The organism is Nocardia sp. NPDC050175 (assembly GCF_044459885.1).
Classification (GTDB): domain Bacteria; phylum Actinomycetota; class Actinomycetes; order Mycobacteriales; family Mycobacteriaceae; genus Nocardia.
Genome location: NZ_JBITJI010000009.1, coordinates 1 through 12474, shown reverse-complemented (window position 1 = coordinate 12474; position 12474 = coordinate 1). Strand labels below are relative to the sequence as shown.

Below are 12474 nucleotides of genomic sequence, written 5' to 3'. Positions count from 1 at the left end.
CCTCGGCCGCGTGGCGAATTCGCCAGGCGGCCAGGGTGGTTCGTCGACGACCCGAGAGTCGTTGCGGCCCAACGGTCAGGCAGGGAATCCGTCGAGTACTTCGCGTGACTTGGACAACCCGAGCCGGGTCGCCCCCGCCGCGATCAGCTCCGCCGCGGCCTCGGCGGTGCGGATGCCACCGCTCGCCTTGACGCCGAGCCTGCCGCCGACGGTCGCGGCCATCAGCTCGACCGCGTGCACGCTGGCCCCACCCGCGGGATGAAAACCGGTGGAGGTCTTCACGAAATTCGCGCCCGCGCGTTCGGCGACCCGGCAGACCTCGACGATCGCCTCGTCCGGCAGCGCGGCCGCCTCGATGATCACCTTGAGCACCGCCCGATCGCCGATCGCCTCGCGCACCGTCACGATGTCGGCGAGCACCGCGTTGTAGTCGCCGGCCAAGGCCGCGCCGACATCGATGACCATGTCCACCTCGGCCGCGCCCTGGTCGACCGCGAGCCGCGCCTCGGCGCCCTTGACGAGCGAATGGTGTTTGCCGGACGGGAATCCGGCGACGGTCGCGACCACGAGGCCGGGCGCGCGCACGGGCAGCATCGACGGTGACACGCAGATCGCCAACACCCCCAGTTCGCGGGCTTCGTAGATCAGCTTGGCGACGTCGTCGGGGGTCGCCCCCGGCGCCAGCAGTGTGTGATCGATCATGGCGGCCACTTCGGCCCTGGTCGGTGACGCGGAACTTGCCATGAGCTGAGAGTCTGGCATACCTGTGGCGAATTCCGTTGCGCGCCTGGTGACACTTCCCGCACACTCGTACCGGGTGACAGATCGCCGGTAGTGACTCAGCGGTCGACTGGTTAACGTGTGCGGATGGGCCCCTACTTGGTTCGGGAGGAGACGACACCGTGCTGATCCGTCGCGAACGCGCCGACGACATCGCCGGGATCGCTGCCGTACATCGCAGCGCGTTCGGTCCACACCACGCGGATGGCGACCTCACCGAGCTCACCGGCGAACCGCCCGACGACGACGGCGCCGATCCGCCCGAGGCCGATCTGGTCACCCGGCTGCGCAGCGATCCTGGCTGGATCCCGACCCTGTCGATGGTGGCGGTGGAGTACCAGACGGTGATCGGCCACGTGTGCCTGACCAGGGCCAGCATCGGCCCGTTCCCGGTACTGGCGCTCGGCCCGATCGGCGTACTCGCCGAGCATCAGCGCACCGGTGTCGGCTCGGCCCTCATGCACGCCGTACTCGGCGCCGCCGACGCCCTCGACGAGCCGCTGGTCTGCCTGCTCGGACATCTCGACTACTACCCGCAATTCGGCTTCGTCCCCGCCGCTCGCCTCGGCATCACACCCGACGACCCGTCCTGGGTATCGCATTTCCAAGTCCGAGCGCTCAGCGCCTACGACGCCAGGATCACCGGCGAATTCCGTTACCCCGAGCCGTTTTACGAGCTGTAAACGCGCACTAGGTCATACACATACGAGCGATCTTCCTTGCGACTGACCCATGTCCCCTCGGGCGGCCGGTCGCCGTGGCCCGCGTCATCGAACGGCCGACTCGACACTGTCCCGGAGTCGGTGACAACGCACCAGCCGAAGTCCGGCAGCCGCCGACACCACAGGTCGAGATCAACGCGTTTGAAAGACGGGTAGCCGTGCGCTGATCCGTCCGGCACGAATTCGTATGTCAGTCCGTCTATGTGCCGCACAAACTTCAGACCATCCACAGCTCCGCCTCTCCGGGACTTCAGGCCAGACTCGCGTAGCACGATAGTTAGCGTTGGCGGCCGCCGGCACCGCTTGAGTTAGCCGGTACCCGGCGAGTTACCCATGTGCTTGCGAAATCAGTCGTCAGGTGACCTGCAAGGATGAGCCCATGAGTTCCGCTCTACCCGCCCTGGACGACCGCCGCTTCATACTGACGCTCGGCTGTCCCGACCGTCCGGGCATCATCGCTCGGATCACCTCGTTCATCGCCGACTTCGGCGGCTCGATCGTGGAGGCGGGTTACCACTCCGACGCCGACAGCGGCTGGTTCTTCACCCGCCAGGCAATCAAGGCGTCGACGGTGCCTTTCGGGCTCGCGGAACTGCGCGACCGCTTCGCCGGGGTGGCCGCCGAGTTGGGGCCGGAGACGGAATGGCAGTTGCTCGATTCCGGTGCACGCCGCAAGGCGGTGCTGCTGGTCAGCAAGGACGGGCACTGCCTGCACGACCTACTCGGACGTGCCGCCAGCGGCGAGTTGCCCGCGACCATCGAGGCGGTGATCGGCAATCATCCCGATCTGGCCGAGATGACCGAGGCGCACGGCGTGAAGTTCCACCATGTGCGATTCCCGAAGGACCCGGCCGAGCGCGGGCCCGCCTTCGCGGAGGTCCGGTCGCTGGTCGACTCGCACAATCCGGACGCGGTGGTGCTCGCCCGATTCATGCAGGTGCTCCCGCCGGAACTGTGCGCGCACTGGACGGGCCGGGCGATCAACATCCACCACAGCTTCCTGCCGTCGTTCGTCGGCGCCCGCCCGTATCACCAGGCCTTCGCGCGCGGCGTGAAGCTGATCGGCGCCACCTGCCACTACGTCACGGCGGAACTGGACGCGGGCCCGATCATCGAGCAGGACGTGAGCCGCATCGACCACGCCGACGACGTACGCGACATGGTCCGGCAGGGCCGCGACATCGAACGCGTGGTGCTCGCCCGCGGCCTGCGCTGGCACCTCGAAGGCCGGGTCCTCGTGCACGGCCGCCGCACGGTCGTGTTCACCTGACCCCAATCGAGTCGAGTCATATGGTCGCTAGTTGATCTTCAATAGCGACCATATGACTCGACTCGATGACGCTTCAGCCCGCGATCTCGGCGCGCAGACGCACCGATTCGAGGACGTGGCCCAGCTCCTCGTTGAACTGCTCGTACGCCTCGGTGTTACCGAGATGCCCGGTCGGCAGCTTGACGAAGCGCGCGAGACTGCCTGTCTCCCTGAGCATCTCCACGATCCGCTCGGAATGCACCACGGGCGTCATGTCATCGAACGACCCGGCGATCACCGTGGTGGGCACCACCAGGTTGCGCGCCGCCTCGCCCACATTCATGTCGGCGAGCAGCCGCCCGAACCTGGCCCGCACCACCGCCGGGCACGACCGCACGATGGCCATGCTGAAGTCGAGCAGGTCGCCCTTGGCCTTGGTGGTCATGATCGAGCGCGCGAACAGCCAGCGCATCGGCGCGACGGGCGGGAAGACCAGCGGCGCGCCGAGCCCGAGGCGGCCGAACAGGAACGGCAGCGGGACCTTCAACTCCAACAGGCGCATCGGCCGGTTCAGCAGCGGCACCACAGTGGTCTCGAAGACCAGTCGATCGGATGCGGTGTTGGTCAGCAGCACCGCGAGGGCCTGTTTGGCGACCCGGTCGGGGTAGCGCCCGGCCCAGGCCTGCAGGGTCATGCCGCCGAGGCTGTGGCCGACGAGCACGGCCCGCTGGCGGGGACGCAGCGCCGCGTCGAGCACGGCGGCCAGATCGTCGGCGAGCAGATCCATGCTCAGCGGGCTGTCGCCCCGCTCGCTCTCGCCGTGGCCGCGCTGGTCGTAAGCGACCACGCGATACTCGCCGGCGAAGGCGTTGATCTGGGCGTTCCAGTATTCGATGCAACAGCTCCAGCCGTGCACCAGCACGATCACCGGCCGGTCGGCAGGTCCATAGGCGTGCACGCGGAGCCGGGCACCGTCGCGGGTGACCACCGGGATCACCTCGGGCGCGAGGGCGGGTGGGTTGAATGCCGCGGTCGCGTAGGTACGGGACCGCAGGTTCGCGCGGTGTGCGTCGAGCAACCCCCGAACCTGACCCGGGAAGTTCACCAACGCAGTCGGCAGCATGGCACGCATCGGACACTCCTTTGTGTTACTGCTCGATACAGTAACTCCGATACGCGCCGCTAGCTAGTGCTAGCACTCGAAAAGTTATCGAGTATTCGTCGTCCGAGCTCTACCGCCGGACCGCGACCCCACCCCGCCGCAATGCTTCTACCAGCGCGGACCGCGCTGAATCTCGTCCACCTTGGGCCGTACATCGGCCAAATAGATACCGGTCGCGATGATGGCGGCGAACGAGAGCAGCCCGAGACCCGCGGGCGAGAGCAGCAGCAGCACCACCGCGACCCCGAGGATCGCCAGCCAGATCGGCTTGGTCAGCTTGTCCACCGCGGTGAACGCGTCCGGACGCTGCCGCACGGCATGGATCAGCGCGAAGATCGTCGCGCCGAGCGCAGCCAGCCACAGCACGAGCAGGATCATCCCGGTCAATCCGTGCACCATATTCACCTGTCCCATCATACGAGCAACGCCCCCGCACACCAGAGTGTGCGGGGGCGTTACCTCGGCTGGCTCCAATAGCCGTGCGGCCCTGGTGAATCAGCGCTCAGGACCGGCGGCGAATCGGCGGAATCAGGCCTTCTTCGGCGCGGCCTTCTTGGCGGGCGCCTTCTTGGCCGGAGCCTTCTTGGCGACGGGCTCGACCTCCTCGACGGGCGCGCCGTTGGCCTCGGGGGCCGGGGTGGTCTCGGTGGTCACCGTGACGACCTCGGCGTCGACGACCGGCGCGGCGGCCTCGTCCTCGACCTTGGCCGGACGGCCGAGCAGGCCGTTGACGCGACCCAGCACGTCCTCGGCGCGGATGGCGGCGTCCTTGTACAGCGACTCGACGCGCTCGAGCTGCCCCTCGACCAGGTGGTTGGCGCGCAGCCGCTCCACGGTCTCCTCGCCGCGCACGGCGAGATCGGCGTAGATGTCGAGCACCTGGTGGTAGTACTTGTCGGCCAGCGTGCGCAGTTCCTCGGGGGTGAACTTCTCGCGCAGTTCGGCGAGGTCCTCCGGCAGTTCCGAGGGCAGTCCGGCGAGCCGCTCGCGCAGCGTCTCGAACTGGGCCTGCACGTCGGCGGGCACGTTGGCGAAGCGCTCGCGGGCCTCTTCGACCCGGGCGGAGACGTCGGTCGCGGCGGCGCGCTCACGCACCTGGGTCACCACATCGGTCACGGCGGCGTAGATGGCGTCGCCCGCACCGACGGTCGCGAGGATCGGCTTGGTCACGGTCTGAGTGGTCTTCTCGGTCATGGTATTTCGTTCTCCTGGCGTGGCGGAGTTTCGGTTGTTGTGCGCGGAACGACGCTGTCCCCATCCCCCCCTGGCTCGTTCCCTCCGTTTTCCCGGCGAAACGATTCATAGATTTCGAGCAGCACCTGCTTCTGCCGTTCGCTGACAGACGTATCGGCAAGCAGGGCATCCCGGACCGGGCTGTGTGGCCGCTGTTCGAGATAACCGGCCCGGACGTACAACACCTCCGACGACACCCGCAGTGCCTTGGCGATCTGCGCGAGTACCTCGGCGGATGGATTGCGCAATCCGCGCTCGATCTGGCTGAGGTACGGATTACTCACTCCCGCAAGGGTGGCGAGCTGACGCAGCGAGACTTGCGCGGCCTCTCGCTGTGCCCTGATGAAGCCGCCGATGTCGTGCGCCGCGTTTACCACGCGGGCCGCTTTTTCTCCGACGCCGGCCGATTGCTCGGCCGAACTATCGGTGTACTCGGCGGAAACCTCGGGCTGGTCTGCCATCACTCACCTTCTGGCGGTTGTACGAGTTCAATTCTAGGGCAGGGTGCTAACTATTGCAAGCAGTCTGCTAGCACCCTCTCGGCAAACATCCGGCGCGCTATGTCTCAGCCACCGAACATCAGCTGCGAAACTGTGTAAATCACCAGGCCCGCAAGCGAACCGACGACCGTTCCATTGATGCGGATGAATTGCAGATCACGCCCAACCTGCAATTCGATCTTCTTGCTTGCCTCGTCCGCATCCCACCTGGCAACCGTATCGGTGACCAGCGTGCTGATCTCCCCGGCGTAGTTGCCGACGAGATACCTTGCCCCCCGGTCGATCCAGCCGTCCACCTTCGCGCGCATATCGGCGTCGTCGCGCAACCGCTCACCGAGTTGCTGCACGTTCTCGCCGACCTTACGCCGCAATGTGCTGTTCGGATCGTCGGCCGATTCCAAGATCAATCGCTTGGCCGCCCGCCAGGTCGCCTCGGCCATCCCGGTGATTTCGTCGCGGCCCATGATCTGCGCCTTGATCCGCTCGGCCTTCTTGATCATCGCGTCGTCGTGCTGCAGATCGTCGGCGAATTCCTCGAGAAAGCGATTCGCCGCCAGCCGCACCTCGTGCTCGGGGTTGGACCGCACCTTCCAGGTGAACTCGACCAGCTCGCGATAGATCCGTTCGGAAAGCAAAATGTTGACGAATTTCGGGGCCCATTGCGGTGCATCACGCAAGACGATTCGGTCGATCGTCTCCTGCGAACCCAACGCCCACTGATGCGCCCGCTCGGCGAGCAGGTCCAGCAGCACGAGTTGCCGGTTGTCGGCGAGCAATTCCGAGAGCACCCGGCCGATCGGCGGACCCCAGAGCGGTTCGGCGATCCGCCTGACGATCGTCTGGTCGATGATCTGCTCGACGTCCTCGTCGCGCAGCACGTCGACCACCGCGCGCAGCAGCGTCGAACTCTCCTCGGCCACCCGCGCGGCATGACCGGGATCGGCCATCCACTTGCCGACGCGCCAGGAGATCTGTGCAGACGTCACCTTCGCCGAAACCACCTCGGGGGCAAGGAAGTTGGTGCCGACGAAGGTGCCGAGGCTCTCGCCGAGCTGATCTTTCTTCTTGCGGATGATCGCGGTGTGCGGAATGGGCAGGCCGAGCGGATGCCGGAACAGCGCGGTGACGGCGAACCAGTCGGCCAGCGCGCCGACCATGCCCGCCTCCGACGCCGCGCGCACATAGTCCACCCAGCCACCGCCGCTGCCTCGCGATTCCAGCCAGCGACAGAACAGATAGATCGCCGTCGCCACCGCGAGCAGCCCGGTGGCCAGCGCCTTCATCCGCCAGAGGTCGCGTCGCTTGCTCTCCTCGTCGAGGACGGCGGCGAAGCCGAACGGCGCGGCCGCACCGGGCGCCGGGGGCGTTTCCAAGACCGCGATGGTGCCGGGGGCTTTCTCCATGTCTCCCATTCTGCTGTGCCAGGTGCCTTGCCCGCCGCAGGGCGGCCTCGCGCATTCGCGCTCGCAAGCGCTCCAGCCGAAGATGTGCAACCCGTCGCATCCCTGCCCAAACGCGCATATCACCAGTGACAGGGACCTAAGCTGGGGGTCCGAGGAGAAACCGACGAACAAGGGAGCCCACGCTGTCCACCGATGACCTTGTCGATGTCGGCGAGCTCGCCGACCGACCGGCGGCGGTGCGCACCGGCCGACAGGATGGCCGCAAACGCCGTTGGCGCCAGCACAAGATCGACCGCCGCGAGGAACTCGTCGACGGCACTCTTGCCGCTGTCCGAGTCCGCGGCTCCAACGCCGGGATGGATGAGATCGCCGCCGAGATCGGCGTCTCCAAAACCGTCCTCTACCGGTACTTCTCCGATAAGAACGACCTGGTCCACGCGACCATGCAGCGGTTCATCGAGACCACCCTGATGCCACGGGTCTACGGCGCGATCAGCCTGGACGCGGACGAGTATCAACTGGTCCGTTCCGCGCTCGCCGAGTATGTCGGCACGGTCGACGAGGACCCCGAGGTCTACCGCTTCATCATGGGCAACGGCTCGGCCGATCAGTCCTCGCTCGCCGAATTCGAGAAGCTCTTCGCCGAGGTGGTGGCCGCGGTCATCATCGACCGCGCGACGGCAAAGGGCATCCAGACCGAGGGCGCGATGCTCTGGTCCTATGTGCTGGTCGGCGGCATTCAACTGGCCACGCACTGGTGGACCACCAACAAGACGATGTCGCGCGAAGAAGTGATCGACTACCTGACCATGATGACGTGGAGCGCGATCGACGGGATGGCGCGTGCCAACGGCTCCGCCGAGGTATTCAACGCGCAGCCGCACGTGCTGCCGTCACCCGGTGCGAACTCGGCGAACTGATCAATCGCCCGACTCCAGGGGTGCTAGCTGGGGTGCTAGCAAAAGTGTGACGAGGGGCTCGACTTTGCCGCGAGGTTGGCTACTCTGAACCCGAGCGGTGCGCCCAGTGGGCTGCGTCACCGCCCCGCGCACTGGCACCAATGGAGGTACCTCGATGGCGAAGCAAGTACCGACCTCTCGGCTTGCTCGTGGCACCAAGCTCGGTGCCGTCGCAGCCGGCTCGGTTATCCGCACGCAACGCGCTCGGCTGTCGATGCGGGGCCGCTCCGAGGCCGTCCGCGCGAAAATGGCCGAGGAGTCCATGATTCGCACCACCGAGCAGGTGGTGATGGTGCTCGGCACCATGAAGGGCGTGGCCATGAAGCTCGGGCAGATGATGTCCGTGCTGGACATGGACCTGGTGCCGGAGGCCCATCGGGAACGGTTCCAGAAGCGACTCGCCGTGTTGCGCAACGCCGCACCGTCGGTGTCGTTCGAGTCGATGCGCCAGGTGATCGAGGACGATTTCGGCCAGCCGCTCAGCGCGATCTTCGCCGAGTTCGAGGCCGAGCCGATCGCGGCCGCCTCCATCGGGCAGGTCTATCGGGCCACGCTGCACGACGGCAGGCAGGTCGCGGTCAAGGTGCAGTACCCGGGCATCGACGCCGCGGTGCGCGCGGACCTGAAGAACCTGGCCATGTTTCGCCGGGTGCTGCAATCGGCGATGCCGTGGGTGACCCCCGCCGTGCTCGACGAGCTGCGGCTCAATATGGAAAGCGAACTCGACTACCAGGCCGAGGCGAACACCCAGCTACAGATCGCCGAGCTCTACGCCGGGCATCCGTTCATCGTGGTGCCGCGCTCGATGCCGGAGCTCAGCACCACCAGGGTGCTCGTCAGCGAATACGTGGCAGGCAAGGGATTCGAGGATATCCGGCAGCTGCCCGACGCCGAGCGCGACCGGATCGGCGAAATCATCTACCGCTTCTACGTCGGTTCGCTGTTCACCTTCAACGAATTCTGCGGCGACCCGCATCCGGGAAATGTGCTGCTCGCCGACGACGACAAGGTCGCCTTCCTCGACTTCGGGCTGTTCAACCGGATGGATCCCGACCACGTCCAGTTCGAGCTGACCTGCCTGCGCGCGGCCGCCGAGGACCGGGCCGAAGACCTGCGGGAGTTGATGATCCAGCGTGGCGTGATCGACTCGCCGGAGGAGATCGGCGCCGAGGAGTGCCTGGAATACGTGCTCGCCGCGTCCGAATGGTGTTTGATCGACGAGGATTTGACGATCACCCCGGAGCTGGCCAGCGGCGCGTTCCTGCTCGCGGTGGACCCGAGGGCCAGCGAGTTCGCCGGCATGAAACAGCAGAATCTGCCGCCGGAGCATCTGTTCTCCCGCCGCGCCGACTTCCTGACCTTCGGCATGCTCGGTCAGCTCGGCTGCACCGCGAACTGGCATCAGATCTCCCGCGAATGGATCTACGGCGAGCCGCCCGTCACCGAACTCGGAAAGACACACCACGCGTGGCTGGCCGAGCACCCGCCGGTCGCGCCGAAGAAGCCGCGCACCCGGGCCAAGAAAGTCCCCAAATCAAGCCCCGATGCGTAACCGCAGAAACGGAAGACCATGGCAGACAATCGCGAATTCGACCTCATTCTTTTCGGCGCAACGGGTTTCGTAGGCAAGCTGACCGCGCAGTACCTGCTCACCGCCGCGCCGGAGTCGGCGCGGATCGCGCTGGCCGGGCGCTCGCTGGACAAGCTCACCACGGTGCGCGCCGAGCTCGGTCCGGCTGCCGCGAAGTGGGGACTGGTGGTGGCCGATTCCACCGACGATGCCGCGCTCGCCGCGTTGGCCGCGCGAACCAAGGTCGTGGTCACCACGGTCGGCCCGTACCTGCGTTATGGTTTGCCGCTGGTCGCCGCCTGTGCGAAGGCGGGCACGCACTACGCCGACCTCACCGGTGAGCCGCTGTTCATCCGCGACGCGATCGATCAGTATCACGAGCAGGCCGTGCAGACCGGTGCCAAGATCGTGAATTCCGCTGGGTACGACTCGATTCCGTCGGATCTGAGCGTGTACCAGCTGTACAAGCGTTCGCTCGAGGACAACACCGGCGAGCTGGAGGAGACCACGCTGGTCGCGTCGCTCAAGGGTGGCGTCAGCGGCGGCACCATCGACTCGGGCCGGGCGATGATGGAGGCGATCGCCGCCGATCCGAGCCGGGGATCTGTTCTGTCGCACCCGTATTCGCTGAGCCCGGACCGGTCGATGGATCCGGATGTCGGCCGCCAATCGGACCAGGCGTTGTCGCGCGCCAACACCATCGACCCGAGCCTGGACGGCTGGGTGAGCACGTTCGTCATGGCGCAGCACAACACCAAGATCGTGCGCCGGACCAACGGCCTGCTCGGCTGGGTGTACGGCAAGAACTTCCGCTACCGCGAGGTGATGAGCGCGGGCAAGTCGCCCGCCGCGCCGCTGGTGGCCGCGGGTATCGCCGGCGGTCTGGTCGCGGGGATGGCGACGGGCGCGGTGCTGTCCCGGGTGGCCGTCGGCCGCAAGCTGCTCGACCGGGTGCTGCCGAAGCCGGGCACCGGACCGAACGAAAAGACCCGCGACAGTGGGTGGTTCGCCATGAAGACGTTCACCCGCACCTCGTCGGGCGCCAAGTACGTGGCGACCTTCTCAGGTCAGGGCGACCCCGGCTACAAGGCGACCGCGGTGCTGCTCGGCGAGAGCGGGCTGTCGCTGGCCTTCGACACCGACAAGCAGCCCGAGCTGGCGGGCATCCTCACCCCCGGAGCGGCGATGGGCGATGCGCTCACCGAGCGGCTGCGGGCGGCGGGGATGACCATCGAGGTCGCGCGGGCCTGAAAGACGATGCGGCGGGCGGGTTTCGGTGTGAGTCGCCGAACCCGCCCGCTCGCGGTGAACGACGAGGAGCCCCGATGAACCTGGCGCGACGCACCATGAACCATCCCGCGCTGGCCGCGGTATACGAGCGAGCGTGGCGACCCGCGCTGTTCTACCTCGCCAGCGGGCGCACCACGGAGTCGGATCGCCACGATGCCGTCAGCACGCTGCGCCTCGGTGGCGCCCAGAAGGTGCTCGACATCGCTTGCGGCCCCGGCAATTTCACCCGGCACCTGAGCACCGCACTGACCGGCGACGGCTTCGCCATCGGCCTCGACTACTCCGAACCGATGCTCGCCCGCGCCATCGCCGACAACACGGGCCCACGCGTCGGCTACCTGCGCGGCGACGCCCGCGTCCTCCCGTTCGCGGACGCCACCTTCGACGCCGTCTGCTGCTTCGGCGCCCTCTACCTCATCCCCGACCCACTAGCCGCCACCCGCGAAATGCTCCGCGTACTCGCACCGGGCGGCCGCATCGCCATCACCACCAGCCACCGCGCCGACAACCCATTCGGCGACGTCAGCCGCGTCGTCGGCGGCTGGAGCGGCCTACGCGTCTTCGACACCAGCACCTTCCCCACCCTCTTCGCCGAAGCGGGTCTGATCGACATCGAACAAAACGTGCACCGCCTACTCCAGTACGTCAGCGCCACCCGCCCGGAGTAGGTCCGGGCCAACTCCCCGGCCCCAACATCGAGTCGAGTCGAGTCATATGGTCGCTTGTTGATCTTCAACAGCAACCATTTGACTCGCCTCGATGACACCCAACGACCATTTGACTCGCCTCGATTTCCCCAGCCTCTTTCAACCGGACCACAGCCAGTCCTCACGCTGGAACACACACGCTGCCCATCACAAGTTACGGAAGAGAAGGTCGGGTACCCCACCTGACGTGCTCAGCACTACTCCGGTCATCCGATGAACCAGTCGAAAACCTCTGGGACAGCACACCACCGGAGATCTCTCCGTACACGATCTCGGACCAGTACACCCACAGACCCCCGGAATAGTGCACCTATCCGGGCAAGTGCTTCTCAGGACTCCAAAGGTGGACAGCCCATAGAAGCTGAAGACCTATCCACATTTTCCCGTGAGTAGTGCTGGGCACGTCGCCTGCCGTACCCGGCTTTAGGTGCACGTCAGGTGCACGATGTCGCGTTGGTGAGGTGGTCATCTGGCTGTGGTTACGTCACAAGCGCTTTAGACAAGAGCGGGGGTGATCGGCGACGGTTTCGATGGTCGATCAGACCCGCGAGGTGCTCCCCGACCGGTGTTGCCAGGATCTGCACTCTGACTCGGGATCGGCACTCGGAATAGGGCCCTAAAGCCAGTGCAGGTCCCGAGAGAGTGCGCAGATTCCGGGTTCGGGTTGGTGGGGTGGGGTGCTGGGCGCTCGTGGCGGGGTGCGTTCCCGGTTCGATTGCGGATCCGCACTCTTTCTCGGAATTCGCCCCAGTGCAGGTCCCGAGAGAGTCCGAAGATTCTGGGTTCGGCTTGGTGGGGTGGGGTGCTGGGCGCTCGTGGCGGGGTGTGTTCCCGGTTCGATTGCGGATCCGCACTCTTTCTCGGCATTCGCCCCAGTGCAGGTCCCGAGAGAGTGCGCA

Annotated in this window: 12 protein-coding genes; 6 read left to right on the top strand and 6 right to left on the bottom strand. The window is 66.5% G+C overall.

All coding sequences use genetic code 11. From position 1 onward, the window contains the following. Positions 1-75 precede the first annotated feature (75 nt). Positions 76-744, bottom strand: a complete 669-nt coding sequence (gene deoC, locus ACIBK2_RS28680) for a deoxyribose-phosphate aldolase (RefSeq protein ID WP_396971543.1) — start codon at positions 742-744, stop codon at positions 76-78. 158 nt (positions 745-902) lie between these two features. Between deoC and ACIBK2_RS28675 the strand changes: the two genes are divergently transcribed. Beyond that, entirely contained in the window at positions 903-1463 is a 561-nt protein-coding gene (locus ACIBK2_RS28675; RefSeq protein WP_396971541.1) for a GNAT family N-acetyltransferase, read from the top strand. 418 nt (positions 1464-1881) lie between these two features. Next, positions 1882-2772, top strand: a complete 891-nt coding sequence (purU, locus tag ACIBK2_RS28670) for a formyltetrahydrofolate deformylase (protein WP_396971539.1) — start codon at positions 1882-1884, stop codon at positions 2770-2772. Between the two features lie 73 nt (positions 2773-2845). Here the strand turns inward: purU and ACIBK2_RS28665 are convergent, their stop codons facing one another. The 5 genes from ACIBK2_RS28665 to ACIBK2_RS28645 all read right to left on the bottom strand — a co-directional run bounded on the left by ACIBK2_RS28665 (position 2846) and on the right by ACIBK2_RS28645 (position 7049). Further along, complete coding sequence (locus tag ACIBK2_RS28665; protein WP_396971537.1) at positions 2846-3883, bottom strand: alpha/beta fold hydrolase; 1038 nt, start codon at positions 3881-3883, stop codon at positions 2846-2848. Positions 3884-4021: 138 nt separating this feature from the next. After that, on the bottom strand, positions 4022-4312 hold the full coding sequence (locus ACIBK2_RS28660) for a DUF2516 family protein (RefSeq protein ID WP_396971970.1): 291 nt from the start codon (positions 4310-4312) through the stop codon (positions 4022-4024). A 129-nt stretch (positions 4313-4441) separates the two neighbouring features. Continuing rightward, entirely contained in the window at positions 4442-5107 is a 666-nt protein-coding gene (locus ACIBK2_RS28655) for a heparin-binding hemagglutinin (protein ID WP_396971536.1), read from the bottom strand. Continuing rightward, positions 5104-5607 (bottom strand): helix-turn-helix transcriptional regulator, encoded by a 504-nt coding sequence (locus ACIBK2_RS28650; RefSeq protein ID WP_357385366.1) that lies wholly within the window; start codon positions 5605-5607, stop codon positions 5104-5106. Before ACIBK2_RS28650 ends, ACIBK2_RS28655 begins: the two co-directional genes overlap by 4 nt. Positions 5608-5711: 104 nt before the next feature. Next, positions 5712-7049, bottom strand: a complete 1338-nt coding sequence (locus ACIBK2_RS28645) for a DUF445 family protein (protein WP_357385364.1) — start codon at positions 7047-7049, stop codon at positions 5712-5714. A 236-nt stretch (positions 7050-7285) separates the two neighbouring features. Between ACIBK2_RS28645 and ACIBK2_RS28640 the strand changes: the two genes are divergently transcribed. From ACIBK2_RS28640 to ACIBK2_RS28625, 4 genes are all read left to right on the top strand, one after another. Then, positions 7286-7969, top strand: coding sequence for a TetR/AcrR family transcriptional regulator (locus ACIBK2_RS28640; RefSeq protein ID WP_396971534.1), 684 nt, complete (start codon positions 7286-7288; stop codon positions 7967-7969). Positions 7970-8123: 154 nt separating this feature from the next. Continuing rightward, the gene (locus ACIBK2_RS28635) at positions 8124-9560 is read left to right on the top strand and encodes an ABC1 kinase family protein (protein ID WP_396971532.1); all 1437 of its coding nucleotides are present in this window, start codon (positions 8124-8126) and stop codon (positions 9558-9560) included. Positions 9561-9578: 18 nt separating this feature from the next. Next, positions 9579-10829 carry a saccharopine dehydrogenase family protein gene (locus ACIBK2_RS28630; RefSeq protein ID WP_396971530.1) on the top strand — a complete coding sequence of 417 codons (1251 nt, stop codon included), beginning with the start codon at positions 9579-9581 and terminating at the stop codon, positions 10827-10829. 74 nt (positions 10830-10903) lie between these two features. Beyond that, positions 10904-11536, top strand: a complete 633-nt coding sequence (locus tag ACIBK2_RS28625; RefSeq protein WP_396971528.1) for a class I SAM-dependent methyltransferase — start codon at positions 10904-10906, stop codon at positions 11534-11536. Positions 11537-12474 lie beyond the last annotated feature (938 nt).

What these genes read in the sequence shown, in the direction of transcription:
- deoC (WP_396971543.1), bottom strand. Translation starts at nt 744, where the DNA reads ATGGCAAGTTCCGCGTCACCGACCAGGGCCGAAGTGGCCGCCATGATC.
- purU (WP_396971539.1), top strand. Translation starts at nt 1,882, where the DNA reads ATGAGTTCCGCTCTACCCGCCCTGGACGACCGCCGCTTCATACTGACG.
- ACIBK2_RS28665 (WP_396971537.1), bottom strand. Translation starts at nt 3,883, where the DNA reads ATGCGTGCCATGCTGCCGACTGCGTTGGTGAACTTCCCGGGTCAGGTT.
- ACIBK2_RS28660 (WP_396971970.1), bottom strand. Translation starts at nt 4,312, where the DNA reads ATGGTGCACGGATTGACCGGGATGATCCTGCTCGTGCTGTGGCTGGCT.
- ACIBK2_RS28655 (WP_396971536.1), bottom strand. Translation starts at nt 5,107, where the DNA reads ATGACCGAGAAGACCACTCAGACCGTGACCAAGCCGATCCTCGCGACC.
- ACIBK2_RS28650 (WP_357385366.1), bottom strand. Translation starts at nt 5,607, where the DNA reads ATGGCAGACCAGCCCGAGGTTTCCGCCGAGTACACCGATAGTTCGGCC.
- ACIBK2_RS28645 (WP_357385364.1), bottom strand. Translation starts at nt 7,049, where the DNA reads ATGGAGAAAGCCCCCGGCACCATCGCGGTCTTGGAAACGCCCCCGGCG.
- ACIBK2_RS28635 (WP_396971532.1), top strand. Translation starts at nt 8,124, where the DNA reads ATGGCGAAGCAAGTACCGACCTCTCGGCTTGCTCGTGGCACCAAGCTC.
- ACIBK2_RS28630 (WP_396971530.1), top strand. Translation starts at nt 9,579, where the DNA reads ATGGCAGACAATCGCGAATTCGACCTCATTCTTTTCGGCGCAACGGGT.
- ACIBK2_RS28625 (WP_396971528.1), top strand. Translation starts at nt 10,904, where the DNA reads ATGAACCTGGCGCGACGCACCATGAACCATCCCGCGCTGGCCGCGGTA.